At 41.7% G+C, this 25037-nt stretch carries 22 protein-coding genes and 3 pseudogenes; 12 read left to right on the forward strand and 13 right to left on the reverse strand.

Annotation, left to right across the window (positions count from 1 at the left end; all coding sequences use genetic code 11):
- From AB5903_RS13415 to AB5903_RS13465, 11 genes and pseudogenes are all read right to left on the reverse strand, one after another.
- Positions 1-860 (reverse strand): annotated as a pseudogene (locus AB5903_RS13415) (bifunctional glutamate--cysteine ligase GshA/glutathione synthetase GshB); the annotation flags it as partial.
- A complete protein-coding gene (locus tag AB5903_RS13420) occupies positions 857-2200 on the reverse strand; it encodes an MATE family efflux transporter (RefSeq protein WP_122205243.1) in 1344 nt (447 codons plus the stop codon). The gene AB5903_RS13420 and the pseudogene AB5903_RS13415, both read right to left, overlap by 4 nt.
- 62 nt (positions 2201-2262) lie before the next feature.
- On the reverse strand, positions 2263-2565 hold the full coding sequence (locus AB5903_RS13425; RefSeq protein WP_004326342.1) for a helix-turn-helix transcriptional regulator: 303 nt from the start codon (positions 2563-2565) through the stop codon (positions 2263-2265).
- Between the two features lie 132 nt (positions 2566-2697).
- Positions 2698-3447 (reverse strand): class I SAM-dependent methyltransferase, encoded by a 750-nt coding sequence (locus AB5903_RS13430; RefSeq protein WP_057256617.1) that lies wholly within the window; start codon positions 3445-3447, stop codon positions 2698-2700.
- A 102-nt stretch (positions 3448-3549) separates the two neighbouring features.
- Positions 3550-5304 (reverse strand): hypothetical protein, encoded by a 1755-nt coding sequence (locus AB5903_RS13435; RefSeq protein ID WP_149923639.1) that lies wholly within the window; start codon positions 5302-5304, stop codon positions 3550-3552.
- 16 nt (positions 5305-5320) lie between these two features.
- A complete protein-coding gene (locus AB5903_RS13440; RefSeq protein WP_149923605.1) occupies positions 5321-6619 on the reverse strand; it encodes a hypothetical protein in 1299 nt (432 codons plus the stop codon).
- 13 nt (positions 6620-6632) lie between these two features.
- Complete coding sequence (locus tag AB5903_RS13445; RefSeq protein WP_149923604.1) at positions 6633-7529, reverse strand: hypothetical protein; 897 nt, start codon at positions 7527-7529, stop codon at positions 6633-6635.
- Between the two features lie 25 nt (positions 7530-7554).
- A complete protein-coding gene (locus AB5903_RS13450) occupies positions 7555-8415 on the reverse strand; it encodes an energy transducer TonB (protein WP_149923603.1) in 861 nt (286 codons plus the stop codon).
- A gap of 30 nt (positions 8416-8445) precedes the next feature.
- Positions 8446-8739, reverse strand: a pseudogene (locus AB5903_RS13455) (energy transducer TonB); the annotation flags it as partial.
- 176 nt (positions 8740-8915) lie between these two features.
- A complete protein-coding gene (locus tag AB5903_RS13460) occupies positions 8916-9749 on the reverse strand; it encodes an SH3 domain-containing protein (protein ID WP_149923601.1) in 834 nt (277 codons plus the stop codon).
- A 435-nt stretch (positions 9750-10184) separates the two neighbouring features.
- Positions 10185-10379 (reverse strand): hypothetical protein, encoded by a 195-nt coding sequence (locus tag AB5903_RS13465; protein ID WP_226890785.1) that lies wholly within the window; start codon positions 10377-10379, stop codon positions 10185-10187.
- Here AB5903_RS13465 and AB5903_RS13470 point away from each other — a divergent pair.
- The 12 genes and pseudogenes from AB5903_RS13470 to AB5903_RS13525 all read left to right on the forward strand — a co-directional run.
- Positions 10319-10444: pseudogene (locus AB5903_RS13470) on the forward strand (relaxase); the annotation flags it as partial. The gene AB5903_RS13465 and the pseudogene AB5903_RS13470 overlap by 61 nt on opposite strands.
- A gap of 6 nt (positions 10445-10450) precedes the next feature.
- Positions 10451-10975: a hypothetical protein gene (locus AB5903_RS13475; RefSeq protein WP_226890786.1), complete on the forward strand. Its 525-nt coding sequence runs from the start codon at positions 10451-10453 to the stop codon at positions 10973-10975.
- A gap of 27 nt (positions 10976-11002) precedes the next feature.
- Positions 11003-12202, forward strand: a complete 1200-nt coding sequence (locus tag AB5903_RS13480) for a site-specific integrase (RefSeq protein ID WP_149923599.1) — start codon at positions 11003-11005, stop codon at positions 12200-12202.
- 254 nt (positions 12203-12456) lie between these two features.
- Positions 12457-13638: a radical SAM protein gene (locus AB5903_RS13485; RefSeq protein WP_082431389.1), complete on the forward strand. Its 1182-nt coding sequence runs from the start codon at positions 12457-12459 to the stop codon at positions 13636-13638.
- Positions 13639-13740: 102 nt separating this feature from the next.
- Positions 13741-13929, forward strand: coding sequence for a hypothetical protein (locus AB5903_RS13490; RefSeq protein WP_055171963.1), 189 nt, complete (start codon positions 13741-13743; stop codon positions 13927-13929).
- Positions 13930-13998: 69 nt separating this feature from the next.
- Positions 13999-14451 (forward strand): hypothetical protein, encoded by a 453-nt coding sequence (locus AB5903_RS13495; RefSeq protein ID WP_151877491.1) that lies wholly within the window; start codon positions 13999-14001, stop codon positions 14449-14451.
- 70 nt (positions 14452-14521) lie between these two features.
- Complete coding sequence (locus AB5903_RS13500; RefSeq protein WP_149923597.1) at positions 14522-15622, forward strand: radical SAM protein; 1101 nt, start codon at positions 14522-14524, stop codon at positions 15620-15622.
- Complete coding sequence (locus tag AB5903_RS13505; protein WP_192910183.1) at positions 15603-16118, forward strand: ATP-dependent Clp protease proteolytic subunit; 516 nt, start codon at positions 15603-15605, stop codon at positions 16116-16118. The genes AB5903_RS13500 and AB5903_RS13505 overlap by 20 nt, the downstream gene beginning before the upstream one ends.
- Positions 16119-16124: 6 nt before the next feature.
- The gene (locus AB5903_RS13510; RefSeq protein ID WP_149923596.1) at positions 16125-17765 is read left to right on the forward strand and encodes an ABC transporter ATP-binding protein; all 1641 of its coding nucleotides are present in this window, start codon (positions 16125-16127) and stop codon (positions 17763-17765) included.
- Between the two features lie 63 nt (positions 17766-17828).
- Entirely contained in the window at positions 17829-21101 is a 3273-nt protein-coding gene (locus AB5903_RS13515; RefSeq protein ID WP_149923595.1) for a SusC/RagA family TonB-linked outer membrane protein, read from the forward strand.
- A gap of 13 nt (positions 21102-21114) precedes the next feature.
- Positions 21115-22509: a RagB/SusD family nutrient uptake outer membrane protein gene (locus tag AB5903_RS13520; protein ID WP_149923594.1), complete on the forward strand. Its 1395-nt coding sequence runs from the start codon at positions 21115-21117 to the stop codon at positions 22507-22509.
- A 134-nt stretch (positions 22510-22643) separates the two neighbouring features.
- Positions 22644-23009, forward strand: coding sequence for a zinc finger domain-containing protein (locus AB5903_RS13525; protein WP_368117938.1), 366 nt, complete (start codon positions 22644-22646; stop codon positions 23007-23009).
- Between the two features lie 259 nt (positions 23010-23268).
- Here AB5903_RS13525 and AB5903_RS13530 read toward each other — a convergent pair whose 3' ends face one another.
- Positions 23269-23682, reverse strand: coding sequence for a single-stranded DNA-binding protein (locus tag AB5903_RS13530; protein WP_149923592.1), 414 nt, complete (start codon positions 23680-23682; stop codon positions 23269-23271).
- Between the two features lie 471 nt (positions 23683-24153).
- Positions 24154-24600 carry a hypothetical protein gene (locus tag AB5903_RS13535; RefSeq protein WP_149923591.1) on the reverse strand — a complete coding sequence of 149 codons (447 nt, stop codon included), beginning with the start codon at positions 24598-24600 and terminating at the stop codon, positions 24154-24156.
- Positions 24601-25037: the final 437 nt, after the last annotated feature.

The raw sequence follows: 25037 nt of genomic DNA on the forward strand, positions 1-25037 counted from the left end.
ATGTAGGAAGGAGAACCATTATCCTTTTCCAGAAACTTGATACGAACCGGAAGATAAAGCTCGTGAGGTCCGTCAATACGGTTTTCCCTTATCAGTTTGTCAATAGACATATTATAGGCTTCAAGTGAGGAATAATCGATGAAGAATTCCTCACGGTTACGATACCCCAACGGACTTGTCCTCAGACTGAGGCTTACCCCACACTTCATGGGCTGCTTTTCTCCCGTTTTAAGCGAAATCACATTCAGGGTTTCTTCCGCAAGCGGAGATTCACCGTACAGCCAGATAAAAAGCCAGCGGTATTTGAGAAAGTTCCTCACCACACGGAAATATACTGTTTCCCTGACCTCCTCCATAGAGCTGCCGCACACACCGCTTTTCAGCAGAACGTCCATCAGTTTTTCCGAGAAAGAGAAATTGAAGTGTATTCCCGAAATAAGCTGCCTTTCCTTTCCGTAGGTTCCGGCAAGTTTCTGACGGTAATACTCCTTGTCCTTGAACTCTCCCGAATAATGTGCAATGGGTATCTCCTGATTCTCCTTCAATACAGGAGGAAGGCTCTGAGGCCAGAGAAGCTCATCGCCGATATTCTCCGTCACCACATCGTGCAGCGTTTCCATAAATCCCAAAGCCTCTCCTACACTTGGCAGCGGCGGAGTTATCATTTCCACCTGACTCTCTGAAAAGTCGGTGGTTATATAAGGGTGCTTCCCCTTGTCGCCAAATACTGCCGGGTGTGGAGTCAGGGCAAGCGTACCGTCCTGATTGACCCTGACATTTTCCTTTTCAAGTCCGAAACACCCCTCTCTAAGCAGATGGCTGTTCTGTTTAAGTATAAAGCAAAAATCCTGTGTATTCATATACTGCTATATTGTATGTTTGATTTTTCAAGTTCCTTTTCCCTTTTTCTATATAATAGATAAAGTACAATGCCCTTTATCACGCTGGTAAGCGATATGCTCCACCAGACACCCTCTATTCCCATTCCCAGACTTTTGCCAAGCAGAAGGGCAAGAGGTATCCTCATTGTGGTGAACACGATGCTCACGGTTGCCGGATATTTGGTAAGCCCCTGTCCGGTATAAGCTCCCGAAGTAAGCGTTTCAAGTGTGGCAAACAGCTGTGAGAAGCCGACTATACGCAGATAGGCACTACCTATTTCTATGGTGGCAGCCTCATTCACGAAAAATGACAGTATGGTTTCCGGGAAAGCTAAAAATATGAATGTGGCAGGAATGGAGATACAATATCCAAGCCTGATACTTGTACGATAGCATTTCCTTATCATATCCGTATTCCTTTCCCCATAATATTGCCCTATAAGTATGGAGGTTGCCTGCATCAGACCGTTCATAAGAAGAAACGAGAGCGACTCTATCTGAAGCCCCAGCTTCTGTGCGGCTATTGCATCTGTTCCCCATATACTTACGATACGCCCGATGGCTATGCCGATAAGCGAGAACAGAATACGCTGCATGGCAGGTGCTGTACCTATTCCAAGTATTTTCCTGAGAAACTTGTGGGGTACTGCTTTTATACTCAAGGTGAGTTCAAGCCTGTGTCTGAGAAGATACACCGCATACATCATGGCACACCCCTGTGAAAGTGCCGTAGCCCATGCCGCACCTTCCACTCCCAGTCCGAAATAAAATATAAACAGAGGGTCAAGAATGATATTGACGATATTCCCGTAAAGTACCGCCCTGAACGAGAATTGTGTCTTTCCGTGTGCGTCTATAATGGCGGTAAACAAAAGGTTCATAAACATGATAAGAACTGTGATACTGCTTATCCTCAGATAGTTCTGAGCCATCGTGTTTACTTCCGGTCTTTCGATATTGAAAAGTGATATAAGAGGCTCCGCCAGCATAAAGACGAACAGGGCATAGAATATCCCCAACACGAATGTACTGCGTATTCCGCACGATATGAAGTGCTGTATCCTGTCCTTCTTTTCAGCCCCTATACTGTGTGATACCGATACCATAGTACCGATGGTTATCACGCTTATCAAAGACCAACCCAATTTGATATAAAATCCGGCCGTTCCGACAGCCGCCACTTCTCCGCTTCCCAATTTCCCGACCCAGAACATATCCGTAATATCGTATGAAATCTGAAGGCAGGATGATAGTATGATAGGGATTGCTATTCTCAGTAGTGATTTTCTTTTTTCTCTTTTTGCCGATGTCTGTTCCATATTTCCAATTTTATATCGTAAAAATACGATACCTTATGCCAATAAAAAAACTCTTAATCAAATCATAAGAGTTCTGAAAACAGTTTCTTTGCCAAAAGCAGGTTTTCACGGTTAATACGATAGCAAACCTTAGGTGGAGCTATCTCGCCGTCTATCAGACCTACATCTTTCAGCACCTTCAAATGCTGTGATATGGTAGACTGTGCGATTGGCAGTTCCGTTGTCAAGTCTCCACAATAACAACAGGCATTGTGGTTAGCCAACAATCTTACGATTGCTATTCGTGCCGGGTGGCTCAGAGCCTTGGCAAAACGTGCTGCCAAAATATCTTTTTCCTCAAATTCTTCTGCTTTACTGAATGCCATAATATTTTCATTTTTTATATCGCAAATATACGATATATTTTTTATCAACCAACCTATTTATATAGATTTTATGTATTTTTTAATGTGCAGATGCACGAAGCCCCCGGAGAGTTACCCCGCCGGAGGCTTTTTTTATAGTTTCTGTGCTATATAGAAACCGTAACTGTAATAATCCTTGTACTTCTTGTAGAAGTCTGCTTCCTGTATATCTCTTTCAACAATAACTCTGGCAACTTCATTGTCGCCGAACTTCTCCATAAAGTCCTTGTGGCTGTCTAATAGGGGGTTGTAATAATTGTCAAGCCAGCAGTCATCAGGAAGTATAAAGTGTCCGAGAACCTTATATCCGGCTTCTTCCAGAGCTTTGATTTTTCCTGCTATTGTGTCCATTTCAGCATACTCTCCGTTCCAGAAGTCTTCCAGTTCTTTCGGGCGACAGTTTGTTATCCATGACAATTCAGAGACTGCAAGTATTCCTCCCGGTTTGAGAAACTCTTTCCAATAGTTGATGCCGTTCTTGAATCCGATATTGTAAACTGCCCCTTCCGACCAGATAATATCGAACTCCTCCTTTTCAAAAGGCAGCTTGTCCATAGATGCAGCCAGTGTCTCAATATGTGCCGTGATATTTTCATTCTTGCTGTCCTCTTTCAGTTTTTCAAGAAACTCCTCAAACAAATCCACTGCAATAATGTTACCTTTCAGCATTTTTGCCAAAGAGATAGTCTGTTCGCCTGTACCACAACCTATGTCTGCTATCTTGTAAGACTTTTCCCTATCTATCTTAGCCAGTGTAACTGCAAGATTTGTAGCGTCTTCACTACCCGGTCCCTGTCTCTTGTTATTACGATGCAGATGCATCATCAATTCCATTTCGTCCATATTTTTGTTCTTTATATTGTTGATAATATAACACGTTATCAATCTGTTAAATTTCAAATGAGGAAGGGCATCAGAAGGTAAATCAATAGAGATTTTGCAAGTTTACCAATACTCGATGGTTCGTTTCTCTGTATATTCTTCTGGAGCAGTATATTCATCGCCGATATAGTTCCCATTGTCATCATACTTATCGTATTCGGTGGTGTAGCTTACCTTTCGCTCTATCCAATTCTTGTGCTTGTCGAACTTGGTATAGGTATAGCGATAAGTGGTGTTACCTTCTTCCAGATGCTCCTGTATCATCGTGGCCGGATATTTGCTGTCACCTTCATAGCTGTATTTCCAAGTGACGTATGCCATGTGCGAAGTGAACTTATGACTGATGATGCGGTTGAGCTTATCAAACATATAGGTTTGGTCAAGCTCCGTGTTGGTATCAGCATCCGGACAAATATCCGTCCGCATACCATCTTTTGATTCGATGTTCACCACATAATCTCCCCATCCTTCCACTTTGTAGGAAGTAGCTGTGACATATTGATAGGCTGCTTCGTCTCCGAACTTGTTCTGCATGGCAATCAGATTGCCCGCCTGGTCAAATTTGAGAGATTCTTCATTGCCGCTTACTGACTTGACCTTACCGGACAACCCATAAATATCCGTCCCTTTATAGCGCAAACTACCCGTTAGAGCAGGCTGACCGTTTTCTTTTGCCGCTTTCATGGAAGCAATCGTCTTATCGTCCCAATAATCAATGCTGCGGACAACTGTCAGGCTGGGAGTCTCACCCGCTTTGACAGCAGAGGAACGATCCTGATTCGATGTAAATCCGTCTCTGAAAGCCTTATAGTAGGTACGCAATGCAGGTATCTCATCGATGTTAGCCGGGAATGTAACGGTAGCCTGTGTCCAGTTTCCTTTCTCATCATATACATAATCATAGGAGACGGTAAACGTCATGTCATCCACCCGCCAGCTATTACCTTTACTTTTATATACACCTCCGCTATATGTCCAAGTAGCCAAGTCTCCGTGTGAGTTATATGCAAAGCTGCTGGTACAAGTCAGTGTTTCGGTTCCCCCGTCAAATTCAATGGGAATCTTCTCTACGACTTGTGTACACAGATGGTCCGTATAGGCATAGGTTATCACCGATTGTCCTGCCTTGTAACTGTCGATGTCTTTCAAGAACATGTTCGTGGTCTTCGGTGTTTCAAAAGACTTCAAATGAGCGAGCGAGTCAAACTGCATCTTATGAAACGTCACGCCCGATTCATTGACCGTGCCATTCTTTTTTTCGGGCAGGATGGACTGCAATACCCCATTACCGTGATAGGCATACAGAAAAGTGGTTGTGTCATAATGTCCCCGCCCGTTCTTGTCGCGACGTATCAACCGACCTGCACTGTCGTATGTGAAGCCGTCATCTTTTTTTCGGCGTTTGTAACGTCCGTCATCTACCGATTTGATTTGGGTCAGGTTGGAATTGCCGTCATATTCATACGAAATGACATCAAATCCGGTTGCCCCTACATTGAAAGAAGTGCGCCGCTGTTCTGACAAACGGCCGTTAGGCAAGAACTCGTATTGCGAGGTGCTCGTCACACCCCATGCTGCATTGTGGTATTCGTAGGTGACCAGCTTCGGAAAGTTGCGCAATCCCATCTTTGCCCAATCCGTAGGATAGTTTACGAAATAAGGCATCAGATGTTCCGCATTCATATCCACTCTTACCGGATCAAAATACACCTGAAGCGGTGTATAAAGCTGGTTGCTTTCATCGCTGCCACAGCTTGCTGCTCCTATCGACAGCAAGCAAGAAAGACCGACAGCTTGTATGGTCTGTAATGCTTTCATGTTCATTTTATGGTCTCTATGATTCTGTTTCATGTTTTTCTTTACAAGGGATTTGCTTACTCACTGGGTAATGAATATTCCATACGGGATAAGTTCCTATTTTATCTTTGCAACACGAGTAGAGATAGCAATTTCCGTGTATCGGACTTTCCGCTCCCAGCAATCCGGAAATATATTCACTTCCCTTCCCGGACAGAACGATTCTGCCTTCATTGATTACCCGATGGAGCGAACAGCCTCCGAAACTGCCGATTATACCTCCTACGCAGGAATATTCAGATGTCAAGTCATTCTTGATTTCGATGTTGCCGGCATTATACAAATCCAGCGGATAGATGCGTTCGTAGTTATGTGGTTGCAGATTGCCGCATACTCCTCCGATTTCAAATGTTGCGGAAGTATTCTGCGTATCCAACCGGATATTTCCCCAATTATGGAGATGTTCTATGTCTGTTTCATTGGTCCAGAACTGTCCGAAAACACCACCGATGCAGTTGTGTTCAGGTTGGGCATCGGCCTTCCACTGCACGGTCAAATTGCCTTTATTCTCAACGCAAACATCCCCCTTGATAAAGACCTTACCATAATTGGTAACCACCCCGATGACTCCACCTATATCGGCATTACTACAAGGATTGACAGTGATATTGCCTTCGTTAACCACCTTGCCACGCAAAGTCACTTCCACTTCGGAGCCGTAACTATTCAGATGTCCGATAAGGCCGCCCAGCCAAAGTGTACAGATGCCCTTATTGTCGGCGAATGATATATCTACCTTGCTGGTACAATTCTCGATACATCCATTCTTGAACTCTCCCGCCAGAGAACCGCCAGACAGGATATAACCGTCTTCTCTCTTTTGAGCGTCGATGGTCATGTCGCCTGCCAATGTCAGGTCTTTGACCACCGTTTCTTTCTCACCACCCATTTCATCAAACAGACCGGCACTAAACGACCCTTGAGAACTCTCTTCAATGACCACCCGTATTCCGTCGAAGGTAATGGTATGTCCGTTGCCGTCGAACTCCCTAACCGGGAATTTAATCGGTGTCCATTCACCGCTAATTTCGATGTCCTTCACCAGTTTAATCCGCACTTCATCCGCTGGAATCTCCTTGCCTGCATCGGTGAGCAGCGTTTGTGCTTCCATGTTTTTATCCTTGATTTCGAACGTTTCGTTCAGGAAACGCAGTTCACTCTCTTTTCCGATTTCAAAGACCTGTTCTGCCTCGTTGAAATGCAAGGCGGTGACTTTCTCTTCACACGATGTCAGCCAAAAAGGCAGACAAGCGACAAGGTAAACCATTCTTTTCATGATGCTGTTCTTTTTACATATCTGCTGCATAATTTTCGCCCTCCATGATAAACATTCCCGACTCTTTCCAGTAATACACCACATAAGGCTCTACTTTCGACATTTCATTGATGTCCTGCGTGGGCATTCCACAAAAATAGGTAAAGACCAGTGCATTACCCTCTATTTTTCCGGCATACGACTCCACGCTTGACATAGGAATGCTTTCACCTTGTGGAGGATACATGGTCGTTTTGACCATAAAAACTTGTTCTCCTTTCTTTTCCAGTGTGAAAGATATTAAGCCGTTGGCATAACTTTTTGTAAAGGCTGATTCTGGGATGGTGTTATCTTTCAAGTAAAAAGCATACTCCGGAGAAATATATCCGATACGTTTATTTTGGGCAGAAAGCTCTACCTTGAACCACCCCTTTTCTTTCCCCAAGAATCTGAAACTTTGTCCACGGTTGGCTTTCATTAAAGGACTACCCGATACAGGGGTGGAACGGACATTGATTTTATCTCCTCCGCTGATGAATACGTAGCCACATTTATCTTTCTGCTTAAACACTACCGGTTCTGAACCGGGCGGCAAGAAGGACAATTCCTTCGTGGTGGGATTGTACTTGAACTCCGCTTTTTGTTTTCCCGTACTGCTTTCTACGGCAACCGAAGCCTCTGTATTATCAATGAGATAGACGTCTACAATACTATAGGTAAGTCCATAACCTCCTTCAAACACATTGTAAGCACCGTAACTACCATCTGTCGGTGTGTTGTACAGGTCTATTTCCAACTGAACTTGGCTGTTGTCTTCCCAATATTCCCATTTACCCACAAAGGGTTTTGTGTCATCTGCTTGTACAGACGCGTGTACACTCAAGAAGCCACAAACAAGGCTTATCAAACTTAGGCATATCAACTTTTTCATTATGCTGTTGCTTTAATGGTTAAAATTAAAGATTAAAAGTGACATATACGGCAGACTGTACCCGTACAGGCTGTCCGTCTTTGACTCCGGGTGTCCATTCCTTCAAGGATTTGACCACTCTTACGGCTTCAGTGTTGAGATTGGCATGAACCTTTTTCACAGCCGTAACATCAGATACCGAGCCGTCTTTCTCCACTATAAAGGAAACAAGCACGTCACCTTGAATCTTCTGCTGTTTGCAGATCATGGGATAACGTATGCTTCGAGCAATATCCGCCAGCAATGCTTGGTTTCCACCGGGGTATTCCGGCTCCTTATCCACCTCGCTGCTTTTGTACACCTTATTGGGGCTTACCTTGGATTGTGTCGGTTCTCGTCTATCTTCTTTCGGAGTGGTTGGCATACCAAATCTTCTTTCGGGAGTATTTTTGTCTGTTTCTTTTTGCTCTTCCAGTTCCTGTTGTAATGTTCTTTGCAACACTTCACTGGAGATAAGAAAACCGTTGAACTTGGAAGGAGCGTACCCGGAGAATGCCGATACCACTTCGAAACTGAATGTTTTTCCCTCCTCGATACGTGGGAAATAATAAGTACCCGCTGTCTTTATCCGATTGCCCGGCATCAGGTAGAACAGGTCTATGGGCAAACTGCGGCTTGTCTTCTGTGCCACTCCCTTTATCTGAAATTTATAGCCGCCATTGGCGCGTCCCGTACAAGTAACGCTGGTAACATGCCAATAACGATCCACTCCGGCATCGCATTTGAACGGCACATTTACCGGATAACTCTTGGGAGGAATGGAAAAACTTGTTTGCGCAAAAGTCGCATGACTCATGAAGAATACCCCTAAGACAATCAGGCATAGTAAAATAGATAATCGCTTCATACGTATATCGTTTTATAGTTTTTAGATTCATCAGAGTTTAAACGTGATAGGCAGAGTGTATTCCACACTTACCGGTTTGCCATCCTGTGTACCGGGAGTCCAACGAGGCATGGACTTCACTACGCGGACAGCTTCCTTATCCAAATAAGGATCTACAGACTTGGTAACACGGATATTTGAGATAGAGCCATCGCTCTTGACTGTAAATTTCACCAGCACTTTGCCTTGTATTTTCTGTTCCTTGCAAACTGTTGGATACTTTAGATTCTTTGATAAAAATTGTACCAATGCGGTGATACCACCGGGAAATTCCGGAGCCACCTCTCTCTTGTTCTGGGAAACTTCTGCCATCGAAGGCAAATCATTGATAGTTCTTGCCTCATTTGCAGCCTGTGTATCCAAACAGTTGCCAATCAGCAGTGCGGATAGTAAACTGCTCAAAATAATTTGTTTTTTCATACAGTTTTATTGTTTAATTATCAATACGTTACATTATCCATTTATTTGCGATAAAATCCGGAACTATCGCGTCCCCATTTGCCGCCAAATTGGTCGGTGTAATCACACTCGCTATAGGGAGAATCTTGTGTAAGATGATATAATGTTCCAGAATCAGTAAAACTCGCTGTTTTCAAACCGCCTGAACTGCTTGATGATGAACCGCTCCAAGACTCCATTGCTCCCTTATGCAAGTCTTTAAAACCGAGGATACCCATAATAAGACCTATCCCGTTGCCTATGCTGAATCCCCATTGGGCCATATCCCACATAGTACCAGATTCTATCCAACCCAGCCAATCAAGAATAAAACCTACTGCCAATCCAATCGCTCCAACAATCAATCCTACAACCAGCATCAATGCGAAGAATTGCAACACAATCTTGATAATGTAGATGGCTATGCCTAAAAACAGTATCCATTTTATCGCCGTAAACCAAGCCGATTCTCCTTCGGAATCAAATAACCAAGAGGTTAAGTCCCACGACTTTTCTCTGGTGGGCGTACCCGCTTCTTCTGTTTCTGTTACGGCTTCCAGATACGATGCACTGACATAACCTTGCCAACCATTATAATTGATATTAGCCCATCCGTTTTCTATAGATACAACATCAATCACGTTATCCTTAGACAATTGCCCTAATAGTTTTCCGTTTTTATTGGCTGAAGCTCGTACATTAAGACCGTTGGGAGCAGTCACTCGATAATGATCTGCAAAAGATTGCGTACATAGGGAAAAATTAAGGATTAGAAATAAGACCCATTTAATAATGTTTCTGCTAACGAACATATTCTTCAGCATACAAATACTTTGCTGGCTATATCTGTTCATCATATATAATTAAGACTCTTGCAGTCCCGTAGAGTCTGCTTGATTAAACCACGAAGCGTGGAACTGCAAATGCCATGTTCTAAGTCGGAGGTCGTAGGAATAACCTTTATTCAGAGTATGGTAATAGCAGCCCACGCTATAGCGTGAGAAACCAATTACGCTTTTCCCTCTGAATAGTCTTGAATTTCCTACGTTCCCGACTTCGAGATAAGCATAACGCTTCTTTCTTTTCTAATATGTCTTGGAAAAGAGTTTCCTCAATCCGGTACAAAGGTAGTGAAATTTCATGAAACAAGACCTTATCTACCGTGATTTTCTTAAAGTTAGAGCTGGATTTTAAATTCGTTCATCCTGACAAACTGCAAGAATGAAAAATCCGGAAATGAAAATAGAAAAATTTTGCAAGGATAGAGAAAATGTTTGAAATGTATGAACCTCTCAGAAGGGCAAATCCTCCTTTTCTTCCTGTGGAAAATCGGCGGGAGGAACAGGTGCACTGTCTGTACCATTGACTTCGTTGTCTGCTCCGGCTGCCGTACTCTCGCGCTTTCGCGGCTCACTGGCAGTTCGCCGGTGGCGGTGGTTCCAACGATCTGCTTTGGGGAAGATGCGAAGATGAACGGGAATGGGCACACCGGTGCGCCTGTGAAGCGGCAAGGGTGATCGGAAAGAAACCGAGGACAGGACGAAAAAGATAACAGCCTATGAATAAAAAATTCGATTTCTCGAAAATAGACGAGGCCCTTCCAACTGCCGAAAAGATGCAGGAGCAAGACTGCATATCAACGCACTGGAAAACAATTATGAAGCTGTACGCATTCTTAGTGCTAATGTGGAAAAGCTCGAAAACAGACTTTCGGAAGTCCTGCCCAAAATGGACGGGGCTGTTTCTTCCCTACGAGGGACAAGCACGTTCACAGTCAGCGAGAAAGACGCTTGAACAGGAAGGAGAGAAAATCTGCCGGAAGATGGTCGACAGGATGGAAAGCCTGTGCCCAAGGCTGGCCGGACGCCTCTCGGTGAATGACCGTGTGTTCGTCTCTGTGACCGCTTTCTGGTGCATGGTAGAGGCAATTATCTCCCTCGCGGCGGCTTTCGTTTGTACCTGCACCGCAAACGCCCGTCCCATACATAACACATTGCTATGGGAAATACTTGGCTGTACAATCGCTTTTCTCGTTGTCTGTGTTGTACTAACCATTTTTATATGTCATAAGTTAAAACTATGAGATTTTATCAATTAAAAGAATATGAGTATGACTACAGTAAAAGTAAAATTCCGCCCGTCGACAGTCGAAGATCGTCCGGGTACTATCGTCTATTTTGTAACTCACCGCCGTGCCGTTAGGCAAATCACAACTGATTATAAAGTATTCCCTCATGAATGGGATGATAAACAGTCAAGACCTATTTTGGTGCCGACAGGCGAACGGACAGCCGTTATTCAGACTATTGCACAAAGAATACGCCGAGATATTAACCGGCTGGACAAAATTATAAACAGCTTAAACTGCAATAAGCGTGAATTTGCTACCGACGAGATAGTAAAGCTGTTTCATGAAACGGAACGGGAAGCATCCTTTTTCGAGTTTATGGAGGAGGTCATTCTTCAACTGGAACGATTGGGAAAAGAACGGACTGCGGAAAATTACACGACAGCCCTTAATAGCTTCAAACGCTTTCGGAACGGGAACGACATCATGCTGAATGAAATTGATTCAGACCTGATGAAGGAATACGAAGCCTATTTGAAATCTCACGGCGTAGCCATGAACACCGTTTCCTTTTATAACCGGATTCTCCGCGCCGTGTATAACCGAGCGGTGGAAAAGGAAATGACCGTGCAACGGTATCCTTTCAAGCATGTCTACACCGGAATAGACAAAACGGTCAAGCGTGCTCTCCCCTTGAAAATTATTAAAAGGATTAAGGAACTGGATCTGCCGCTCAAGTCCTCATTGGATTTTACAAGGGACATGTTTCTGTTTTCATTTTACACACGCGGAATGTCGTTCATCGACATGGCATATCTCAAGAAGAAGGACTTGCAGAACGGCATCCTTTCCTATCGCAGACGAAAGACGGGGCAACAACTGTTCATCAAGTGGGAAAAATCCATGCAGGAGATTATCGACAAATACCCAGCAAATGAAAACAGCTATCTGCTGCCAATCATCAAAACAGACCGGAACGAACGGTTGCAATACAAAAATGCGCTCCGTTTGGTCAACAACAAGCTCAAGGAAATATCCGTATCAATCGGCTTACAATCCAAGCTCACGATGTACGTCAGCAGGCATTCATGGGCCAGTATCGCCAAAAGCCAGAACATTCCCCTTTCGGTCATCAGTGCGGGCATGGGACATGATTCAGAGAATACTACACGGATCTATCTTGCTTCTTTAGATAATTCAATGATAGACAAGGCTAATGAATTAATATTAGGGAAATTATGAATTTAGAATAATCAAGTAAAATACGTTATCTCTTCCTAAGAGGGAGATTTATGTTTGCAAAAGTATGAAAAAGAATACAAATCAAAGTGTTTTTTTTCGAGAAAAATATTTTGTTATGTCTCAAAAACATAAAAATGTTAGGCAGAAATATTATTATTAAATTATAAATCGTTGATTATTATAATATTATACCCATAATCTCCCTCTTAGGAAGAGGTGGATGTTTTTTTAATATGAAATAAAAATATATTTATATGAATAAGATAGCCAATAACCATTCAATTTGGGAGGAAGAGCATTCTGGAAGGAGAAGAGTTTGTATGTTAATGATAACCCATGCCTGTAATCTTAATTGCAGTTACTGTTACGAATCTCACAAACAAAATGCTTATATGCCCGTCGAATTGGCTAAAGAGATTATTTCAAAAGAGGCTTCATTTATTAAAGAAAGTGATAAGTTTGATGAAATTCAAGTAGATTTTATGGGTGGTGAGCCTCTTATGAACTTTACTCTGATCAAAGAGATAGTTGAATGGCTTGAAGGAGGTGGAATAGATGTTCCGTGGATATGTTTTGCTTCGACGAATGGTACTTTAATTGACCACGATATGAAAGAGTGGTTAAAACAACATAAACAATATATGGTACTTGGAGCAAGTTATGATGGTACAAGTAAAATGCAATCTAAAAATAGGGGAACTGACCGTTATGACATAGATTTAGACTTTTTTCACGAATTATGGCCAGCTCAAACTTTTCAAATGACCATTTCTAAAGAAACATTACCATTTCTTGCAGATGGTGTTCTTTCTGTACAACATAAAGGTTACGAAATTAATGCTGCATTAGCTCAAGGTGTCAATTGGTCAATAGAAGATGCAAAACTATACCGGAAACAGTTATGCTTGTTAAAAGATGCATACTTGAAAGATTTACAATTGAAGCCCTTAAACCGGCTTATCAGATATGTAGACGTATTCAATCTTGCCCCTACAGAACGCAGGCAAATTCATGGATGTGGAAGTGGATTAAACATGGTAACTTATGACATTGATGGAAAAAAGTATGGTTGCCATATGTTTACTCCCATAGTTTTGGGAACAGATAAGGCTATTGGTGTTGATGCCGTTGAATGGGAAAAGTCTGATTTAATGGCAGACCCATATTGTGAAACGTGCGTTCTTAGAAGGTTTTGTCCCACTTGTCCCGGTTTCAATTATAAATATCGTGGGCACTTTGCTTCCCGAGATAAACGCTGGTGCCCTTTAGTTCTGGCAGAAGCAATGACTGCTTGTGAATTTCAGATAGAAAGAATCGCTATGATGGATAACTTGTCTGCAGAAGATGCAGAACATGCACAAACTGCAATTAAAGCATACAATGTGCTTAAACATCTTGATTTGGAAAAAAGCGTTAGTCCGTACATAATAGCGTAGGTTCTAAAAAAATAGTTATATCAAATTATTTTTTTTAAGATAAAAGGCTTACAGCCTATTTAAAATCAATTATTAACAAATTTAAATTAGGAGGACTTCATTATGAAAATGAATCTTGAAGCACTTAATGCTTTGGAACAGAAACTTGCTGAATATAGCAAGGTAAATGGTCCGATTGCAGAGCACATGGCTCAGAACTCAAACACTTGTACTGATTGTTATCAGACTGGTGGCGGTGGTTGCAAGGGCACTTGCCGTGGTACTTGTGGTGGTTCTTGCAATGGTCGTTAATTTAAATGACTATAGACCACTATTTAAAAAGGGGCGGAGGAGAAATCCTCCGCTTTTATTAAAACCCTTATGTTTGGAATGACTATGGTTAGGACAATTTTATTATTAGTTTTCGCATGTATATCTATGAGTTCGTACTCACAATCGACAGGCGGCGGGGTGTATGTATTTGAGCGTGCATATGATGCGAATGGGAATGAAACTAAAGATGATGGTGCTCATCCTCAAAAAATTATGGTGACTATAGTTTCCATGTTTGGTTGCAACGCTTCCTATCTTGAATATAACCATATAGTCGGAATGTGGCCGTCTGCATATAGTGCAATGACCTTTAATCATGCAGGAGTAAATAATGGATGGCATATATTCCGATTGGATTTGGGCATGATGGGTACAAATTTTTTGTATGTATATCGTGACTATTCGCGTGTAAGAGTGGCAATGTCCTTTTACAAGGGGAAGTTCTATCAATATCGAAAATTTATAGAAGGAGAAGATATAAATACAATACCGACAAGATAGCTTTTGTGACTATTATTTGTTGGTTTGATTTAAGAATTATGTGAACGTCTGTAAAATACAATAAGATAAAATGAAACGGTCTATACTTCTTTTAATTAGTCATAGTTGCAATCTTACCTGCAAATATTGTTATGAAAGATTTAAGGATTCCAGGAAAATGACTCTTGATAGAGCCATTGAAATTCTTGAAAGAGAGTTTTCCGAGGATGCCGAAGGAATAACAAATGTTGATTTATTGGGAGGTGAACCACTTTCCAATTATTCGATAATACCCCATATTTGCAAATGGATATGGGAACACAATCCCCAAATGCAAATATTCATCCGCACTAACGGAACTCTTTTGTCTGGAGAAATGAAAAATTGGTTTTCACGTCATAATAAATTATTAGGCCTTGGATTGAGTATTGACGGTACGCCCGAAACCAATTATTTCAACCGTGGTGTAAAAGAAGCTGATCTTGATTTCTTCTATCAATATTGGCCAGACGTTCCGGTAAAACTAACCGTATTCCCTCAAAGTGTAGCTTCATTGTTCGATTCTTTGGTTTACCTTTATGGGAGAGGCTTTAATGTGACCGGCGGACTTGCGCAAGGAGTAAAATGGAATAAGGAAGCATGTTCAATATTGAACCGACAAATGGAAAAACTGGTGGATTATTACCTCTCCAATCCGCAAATTTCCCCAATAGAGCCTCTTTTCGCTTTGGGATTTGAACATGCCTTCGAGATACCGACATCCGGACAACCGTCTGAAAAACCGTGTTGGGAAAGACAGATAGTTCATACTTTTGACTGCGAAAAAGAAATGCTTCCGTGTCATATGTTCTCTACCATAGTACAGGGGAAAGAGAAAAGAAGTTCGATTCTGAAAGCAGCAGCCGATCTAAAAGAAGAAAAAATAGATGCTTCATGTAGGGAATGCCCGATTCGGTGGAGTTGCACCAATTGTATGGCAATGAATTATCAACACTTTGGAGATTTCGGTATAAATATCAATAAACAGTATGCGTGCTCAGCACATAAAATAACCGCATATTGGTCCGCTTCACTTCTGGCTTCATTTGCGATAAAGAACCGAATTGACTTCTCTGCGAGTGAAAAAGTTAATGCTGTCAGAAAGGCTATAGATTATTTAAAAATATATGAAAATGGAAAATGGATTTCCTAAAATAAATTTTTCTGATTCAATCAATTCATCATCGATCAAGAGTTTCATTCATACTCTTGAAGATTTGTGTGCCCAACATCCGGAGGCCAAGACTTTAGTTATTAATATTTCTTCTCCGGGAGGTGATGTCGATGTGGCAATTGAAATGTTCCATTTTCTGCGCAATTTAGATTGTGAAATTCAAACGGTAAATACTTCCTATGTAAATTCCGCTGCTGTCCTTATATATTTGGCCGGTGATGTAAGAATCTGCCACTCGGGATCAACCTTTTATATTCATTCCATTTCCAAACGACTCAAAGGCGTTTATGATGTCCAGAGCCTTTTGAGGGAAGCTAAAGAAATCAGTGCGAATACAGATATTGTAACAACTTTGCTTGAACAGCGCACAAAAAAGAGTAGGCGCTATTGGAAAAATCTGATGTCAAAAGGCTGTATTTTGAAAGCTGATCAAGCTGTAAAGTCGGGGCTTGCTTCTATTATCATCAATAATTGACCGCCTATGGTTTCCTCTATAAAATGGCTTTGGGAATATTCCACCGGTTTCAGAATCAGACTACTCATTATTATTCTGCTTAGCATCGGCAGTGTGTGCGCTTCGCTTGCATTTGTGGAATCCACGAAGGTTTTCATTAATGATGCGGTCGAAGGGAAAAACCTTATTGCCATAATGATAGCCATTTTAATAGGGTTAAAGGTTATACAATTGGTTTGCGAACAAGGAGAAATCTATCTTCGCTCCCTGACAAGGGTAAAGTTAGAAAACTCTTTGGAATTAAGGATGTTTTGCGCTTTAAGTGACAGCAAAATACAAGCCAAACAAAGATTTCATTCCGGAGATGAGATATACCGGCTTTCCAGCGATGTCGGGGTGGTGGCAGAGAGTGTGGCGTTTACATTCCCTATATTAGTGTATTCCATCGTGCAATTGATTGCGACTTGGGGATATTTGATAACTATGCAACCTCTTTTAACTATGGCTATCGGTCTTATTGCACCCATTATCGTGTTTGCCGGGTATCATTATACCCGTCTTCTTGTTCCGGTTTCACGAAAGGTACGGCAAGAAGGCAGCAAGGTCAATGAATATATCCAAGAACATCTGCAACATCATGAGCTTATTTCCACGATGGGGCAAAATAAATATGTTCAAGCACAAGTAGGAAACCTCCAGAACTCTTTTTTAGAAACATTAAAATCTCAGATACGCTTTACTATCGGTGCTGATTCTCTTACCGAAGTAGGATTTGCTTCGAGCTATTTAGCCGTGTTTATCTGGGGAATTTATGGAATAAACAATAATACAATATCCTACGGTGAGTTCTTGGTTTTCATTCAGCTTGTAGGACAATTACAACGCCCCATATTCCTTTTTAAAGACCAATATCCTTCTTGGATTACAGCGTTTGCCTCTGTTGAGCGCCTAATGGAAATAACATCGCTTCCCAAAGAAGAGGAATATGACGATAAATGTTTGCTGAAGGGTATTCCCGGTGTTCGTTTTTCCAATGTATCGTTCCGATATTCGGAAGATAAGAGATGGATTTTTAAAGATTTTAATTATGACTTCAAGCCGGGAAGTATCACTGCAATCTTAGGGGAAACAGGTGCAGGCAAAAGCACTCTGATAAAAATGATTCTTGCAATCCTTTCTCCTCAAAGAGGTGAAGTGTATATATATAGCAATACAGCAAAAGAAAAATCCGTTAAAGCAAGCCCCCGCAGCCGTTGCAATTGTGTATATGTTCCTCAAGGCAACAGTATAATAAGCGGAACGATAAGGTATAATCTGCTTTTAGGAAATATGAACGCATCGGAAACTCAGATGAAAGAAGCCCTTTATTCGGCTTCTGCCGAATTTGTTTTCAATGACTTTCCAGACGGATTGGATACCGTAATAGGAGAAAGAGGCTTAGGTATTAGTGAAGGACAGGCACAGAGAATAGCTATTGCACGCGGACTTTTGAGAAGCGGAGGATTACTGCTTTTGGATGAACCGACTTCAGCACTTGACCCTGAAACGGAACGGCTATTCATCGAACGATTAGTAAAAAAATCAATGAATAAAACTGTCATAATCATTACCCATAAGCCTGAAATATGCAAATATGTATCAGATATGGTCACTATTCGCATTCATTGAGTAAAGAGCAGAATATAATGATATATGGAATAAATAATTACTAATTTTAAATATAATAGTAGTATGAACGAAAATATTAGGAAACTATGTGCTGGCGGGATCTTTTGCCTATGGGGGACTGTGACACTCTTTGCACAGGACACTGCACACACCAACTTGGAATTGGATTACGAGACTGATAACCGTACAGTGGCAATACGTGAAGCTACCTATCAGTCGGACAAGACACGTACCATTAAAGGTGTGATTCTCGATGCAAAAACTCAAGAACCTTTAATCGGTGCGAGTGTAATGGATGTGCACAATCAGAAAGGGACTGTAACCGATTTAGAGGGACAGTTCACTTTGGTCGTAAATGAAAATACCAAAAAATTGGAGATCTCATTCATCGGTTACAAGACTTCAAGCATAAAACTCGATAATCGTAATACGCTAAGGATATTATTGGATGAAGACAGCCAATTGTTGGATGAAGTCGTAGTAACCGGTATTCAGACAATTGAAAAGGGACGTGCGACGGGTGCTTATAATATCGTGAACCAAGAGGACATGAAGAATATATATTCGACCAGTCTGAGCGAAAAATTGGAAGGTGCAGTACCGGGACTTTATTTGGATAAAGATAATAATATGACTATCCGAGGATTGAGTACCCTGAATGCGAATACTAAACCTCTTATTGTTGTTGATGGCTTCCCACTGGAAAGTTCCGAGCTAAACCTGAATCCGAACGACATAGCACAAGTTACCGTATTAAAAGATGCTGCATCAGCTTCTATCTGGGGGATTCGTGCAGCCAACGGCGTAATTGTTATCACTACCAAGCGAGGAGATAAAGGACGTGTAAGTGTGAACTATTCCGGTACGCTGACATCCAGTGGTGCTGTGGATTGGGATGACCTACATATCTTGTCTTCTGACCAATATGTGAAAGCAAGGTTTGAAAGCATTCTTGACCAAGGTATAAGCGGCGCAGCATATAACGGATTGAATGAGTTGGAGAAAATCTACAGCCAATACAATCAAGGCAATATAGCCTTGGATAATGCATGGTCGCAAGTGAATGAACTGGGCAGATTTAACAATGCCAAACAGATAACAGATAATTTTTATCGCCACGCATTTACCCAGCAACACAATGTTTCTTTATCAACAGGAGGTGAACGCTCGTCTACTTATTTGTCTTTCAGCTACGACCAAAGCAAGACACATGAAGTGGGTAATGAGTATAATAAATTCAATTTATTGGTGAACAATGACTTCAAATTGCATCGAACATTCACTGTAGCTGTCGGTTTAAGAGGAACTTATCGCAATTCCAAAAACAACAGTATAGATATGACTGGTTATGAACCGTGGCAACGCATCTTAAATGATGATGGCTCTTATTACAATGAGTACAATGGCGTATCAGAGGAATGGGCTTCGGATTGTCTGGCTTTAGGTATGCGTGATTGGCATAAGAATACACTTGAAATGATGCGGATGAATGATAACCGTACCAAAGATTATAACTTGTCTACCACACTAAAGCTGAATTGGACTCCGATTGAGGGGGTGGAAATCAGTTCGCAAGGTAGTTACGAGTTCGGTCATACACAGGGAACACAATTCTATTCGGAGGAACATTATACAACTCGTGACTTAATAAATAGATTTACGGAAGTTGAAGTTGTAGATGGACATCCTGTCGCCATTCTCGAAAACCATCTGCCTACCAGTGGAGGTATTAAGAACCTAAACGATATCCATCTTTATTCTTATTCAATTCGTAATATGATTTCATACACTGACTCATTCAAAGATTTTAATTATAAAGTAATGGCAGGTAATGAAATATATTCGTTGGAAGGAAATAATTATTCTAATTGGTTGTGGGGCTTTGATCCGGATTTGCTGACTTCACAAAGTATCAATCTGGCTGCACTTCAAAGTGGAATTTACGGATATAATGGACGCACTCAGAATTTGGACGAAAGCTATTCTCCCACTTATGCCGAAACTTTGGAACGATACGTTTCCTATTTTGGAACAGTAAATGTTGGCTACAAAAATAAATACGATGTATTTGCCAGCGTTCGTCTCGACCAAACAAATCTACTGACCAATGCCAGCAAGTTCCGTAATAATCCGTCTTGGTCTGTCGGTGGAAAATGGGATATTCATAAAGAACAATTCTTTAAAGCAGACTTTGTAAATGCATTGTCATTACGTGTGTCTTACGGTCTGACTGGAAATATCGACAAAAGTACAGGTCCTGATATTGTTGCGGAAGCCTTGTCAGATTATTCTATTCCGTCTTTGAATTATTTAATGGTTACCAATCCAGCCAATCCACAGTTAGGCTGGGAGAAAACTTACAGTTGGAATGCAGGTGCTGATTATATGTTGTTTAATAACCGCATTTCAGGTAGTGTAGATTTCTATCATAAACTTTCCAAGGGCTTGTTAGCGGATGTTGACATTGATCCTACTACCGGTTGGAGTAAGATTTTCAAAAACTCGGCTACCGTCCGAAACGTGGGTTTTGATCTGGCATTAAATGCAAGAATCTTGACTGCAACTCCTGTAAAATGGGATATGACCTTAAACTTGTCATACAATAAAAACTGTGTGACAGAAATGAACTATGCTCCCAGCCGTAGAGGAGCTTCCAAAGGTAATCCGATGAAAGGACAGCCAATCGGATACATCGCAGTTCATCGCTATGGTGGATTAGACGAAAACGGAGAACCTACATTCATGAAAAAAGGGGATAATACCAAATATTCTTATACGGAATTAAACTCGCTCGCACTTGAAGACTTGGAGTTTGTCGGTACAACCAATCCTCCTGTTTTTGGTAGCCTTTCCAGTAACCTTACATATAAGGACTTTACTTTAAGTTTTATGATAACGTATAAATTCGGGAATAAAATGCGGTTACCCGTTCCTTCTTCTTCCACTACTGGATTATATAGTGAATGGTTTGGAGAAGAATTTCGCTGGGTGGAAGGAAGCGACAATTCAAATAAATGGGTTCCGAAGCTCTATACTGCCGGATGGGCGCCGACCAACCGTGACGATTGCTTATTATTCAGTGATAAGATGATTGACAAAGGTGACGCCATCTATTTCAAAAGTATCAGCCTGACTTATAATGCCACTCGCCTATTGAATTGTATCGGGTTAAGAGGTGGTTCCATCAGTATAGGCGGGGAAAATTTGGGATTCTGGGCAGCCAACAGATACCATCTTGATCCAGACCAATTGATTAGCGGTATAAACTCGTGGGAGAATAGTTGTGGACTCGGAAAAAGCCCCCGTCTCGTTGTAGGATTGAACATAAATTTTTAAATTATAGAGCGTTATGAAAAAATATATATTACTACTCATTACATTATTTAGTTTGAGTGCTTGTCAGGACTTTTTGGATGAAACTCCTAAAGGCACACTTATTCCCAAAACTGTGAATGATTTCGGGATGATATTGGATAACTACAGCTATGACAATTATATAGCTTACGGGCAGTCCCTAACAATGATAATGTCAGATGACTTCACAATCCCTGACGACAAGGCATACAAATTCGCTTCTTGGGGAATAAATGCTTATAGCTGGGCAGACCACCTATTCAGCGTGAGCGACGATGAAGACTGTTATACTAACTTCTATCATGTAATTTACCTATGCAATTACATCTTGAATAATTTGGACGATGCCTCTGACGGTGCAGAATTTACCCGGTCATACGTTGAAGGTGCAGCCAGATTTCATCGCGCCTTTGCCTACTTCAATTTGGTAAATCTATATGCTAAGCATTATGATAAGAATACGGCTGATACAGATTTAGGAGTACCTTTGATGTTGGAAGCAGACCCCAATCTAACAACAGGAAGAGCAACGGTACAACAAATTTACGACCAGATTTTCACCGACCTCAATAAAGCAAAAGATTTGCTTACCGAAGAAAAACCAAAATATCCTTTTCGTCCTGGACAGACAGCTGTATATGCCTTGTTAGCCCGAATTTATTTGTACCAAGGTGACTATAAACTCTGTATGGAAGCAGCCCGTACTGCACGGGAACAATGGAGTAAACCATACGATTATAATGGGTATGAGTTGGAAGATGTCAATCCGGATTTCGGTATTAAAGGATATCCTTCTAACCGTTGGGAGGAAGCCGATATTATATGCTATAAAGGAGAGGGATATGGACCCAATGAGGAAGGCGATTATAATTTATCAGAAGACTTGATCTCCCTGTTTGACAAAGAAACCGATTTGCGCTGGAAACTGTTTATTACTTCTTATCCTTTTTTCTCGGGTGATGATTCTCAAGGAGATACCCCCAGAACTGCTTTCTCATTTCCCAATAATCGCGGACTCAATGTCGGTGAACTCTATTTGACGGAAGCAGAAGCCTGCGCACGTGAGAACGAAATAGATGATGCACTCTATCTTCTAAATGAAGTAGCGAGAAATCGCCATGTGGCTGGAACCTATCAAGATGAAACAGAAAGAGACCCGGACAAATTGCTGGAGCTGATATTGGATGAACGCCGCAGAGAATGTATTTGCAAAGGTACTCGCTGGTTTGATTTGAAGCGTCTGAACAAAGACCCACGTTTCGCTAAAACTATCACACATACGCTTTATGGCGAAACTTATACACTGACACCGGATGACAACCATTATGTGCTGCCTATACCTTTGATTGTGATTAGTCAAAATCCGCAGATCGAACAAAATCCGAGATGAATCGCACTAAGTTTCATTGACAGGACGCAATTGGGTGATTTTAATTTTTTCTATAGAATTGCTATAATATTACACGAATCGGCCTGCCTATCTATTTTTATGTGGTAATGGACATGGACTATTAATTCAAATTCATGATTATGTTTATGATGAATAAAAACATTGTAACAAACTTGCAATATCACCGTGTTCTTGTAATGTGGAAAATGATATTATTAGCATTGCTATTATTGACGGTATCGTGCAAATCGCAAAAGACTATTACAAGAAATATTGCTTCACAAACAATTATATGTGGAAAATGTCAAGGTTCAGGAGAAGAAAGATTCTGTCCCAAGTGTGCCGGTACAGGACAAGTTATTCCAAACTCCAAAAGAGGTCCAGACTGGGCTGTTGGAATCTGTCCCATATGTCATGGTAGTGGACGAGCATTTGTTCGTCCTTGTGAGTTATGTAATGGAACAGGAGAAATTTCAATAGCTAATACCTCTCCCAAATAGTAAGTCCACTTTTCATAACGAAAGATAAAAATAGGTAATGATTTTGTCTCTCGTATTTCTAATTTGAATTAGACTATAGATGAAAAACTCTGCAAGGATAGAAAAAATGTTTGATAGTATAAACACTTGAAGAAAGAACGAAACTAAAAAAAACAAAAATGTAGTATCTACTAATTTAGTAAGAATAAGTTTCCTACTTTACTATGATTAGTAAATACTACATTTAGTATCATCTTGTTTTCAGACGATTGCTATCTTATCAGAAGGGCAAATCCTCCTTTTCGTCCTGCGGGAAATCTGCAGGAGGGACGGGTGCGCCGTCTGTTCCGCTTACTGCATTGTCCTCTCCGGCTGCCGCGCCTTCCCGCCTTCCGGTATTGATAAAGGCAAGGCTCTCTGCCGTAATGGAGAGCTGTATCTGGCTCTCGCCGTTCTTGTCTTTCCACAGGGAAGATGACAGCGTGCCGTCAACAAGTATGAGTCTCCCTTTCGTCAGATATTCGGACAAGCGGATATGGTTGTCCTTGTTGCTGCGTACCCTTATCCAAGTGGTGATGTTTTGCCCCTTTGAATAATCGTCAACGGCTATGTCCATAGCCATGAATGAGCCGTGTGCTCCTGAAATTACTTGGCAGTCTTTGCCGATGCGTCCGATAGTGTGAACATGTAACATAATAGAAAATTGTTTGTGGCAAGGTGGTTGGTCCTGCCGTTACCTAACTGTTTATTTTTTCCCTCTTTTCGGTTCCTTTCTCTGCCTGAACCGTTCCGGGATTTTATAGATGCGGTACCCGGCTGCCGGTACAGCTTCATACGACGGCTTTTCTTGCCAATTACTCTTCGTAGAAGGAAGAATTTGCAAGAAATACACTTCAAGCCGCCGGATCAAGCGCGGCAGCCTACCTTTGCATCTGAAAAATCGGACGGCGACGGCAGAGAGGAGACCGTAGAGGTTATACATATAATTGATGATATAAAGGGAAGTGGGCTTCGCCCAAGTATAAGAGCAGAGAAAAAGAGAGAGGTATAAAAGGAAACCGCCAACGGAGTTGCGGTAATTTACAAACGGGTATCGTGCCTTTCACCGACGATGTTGTCATAGGCACGATACCTTATCATAGCTTATTTTGTCAGAACCGGTATCTCAAAGGGAGGAATGCAGCAAATCGCCCATCCTTTGTTCCGGCAAAGCACAAAATCCTCTGACGATAGTATCTCCGTTTACGCTTTCAAGTCTGGCGAACATTTGCAATGCGTCAAATCCTCTGTCGAACTGTTCCATGATGACAGCGGGGGCAAAATGGATAATCCCGTGAGAATAGTTTTTCGATGTACCAATCCACCCGCGTAAATAATCATCGAAACGCCCATCCGCTTTTGACGCATAGAACTCTTGTGAATGGGAACTGCAAATGCTTTTGCCGTATATTTCGTCTCCCAATATTAAAGTTCCCGTTTGCGGGTTGTACATAAAACGCCGATTGGTTATTTGAAGAATGTCTATGATTTCCCATTTTGTGTTGATAACCATCAGGATTTTTTCAACTTGCCTTTTCATGCGTTTGCCTGTTTTGCAATTTTTCTTGTCCATCACTTGTCTTTTATGCCGTGAAACATCTGCTTTTTTACCCTTTTTTCGATTCTTCTCTCTGTCTGAACCGTTCCGGGATTTTACAGATGCGGAACACGGCTGCCGACAGGGCTTCATACGGCGGGTTTCCCGGCCAATTACTCTTTTGGAAAAAGGAAGAATTTGCGGGGAATACACTTCAAACCGCCGGATCAAGCATGACAGCCGACCTTTGCATCTGGGAAACCGGACGGCACCGGCAGAGAGGAGACAGGAACAGGCCGGTAAATATGATGGTAAAAAGGGAGTACGGCTTTGCCGGTATAAATGCAGGGGAAACGAAGTAGAAAAGGGTCCGGCTTGGGCGGGTCAGGCAAGGGTCTGCCGGGGCAAACATGAAAGGGATTCTCCTTATCCGCGCTCCACGCCTGAATTTCGACCGGGCGGAATGAAAGCGC

This window comes from Bacteroides sp. 2201st1_D9_2201SCRN_220225 (assembly GCF_040928965.1).
Taxonomy (GTDB): Bacteria; Bacteroidota; Bacteroidia; order Bacteroidales; family Bacteroidaceae; genus Bacteroides; species Bacteroides stercoris.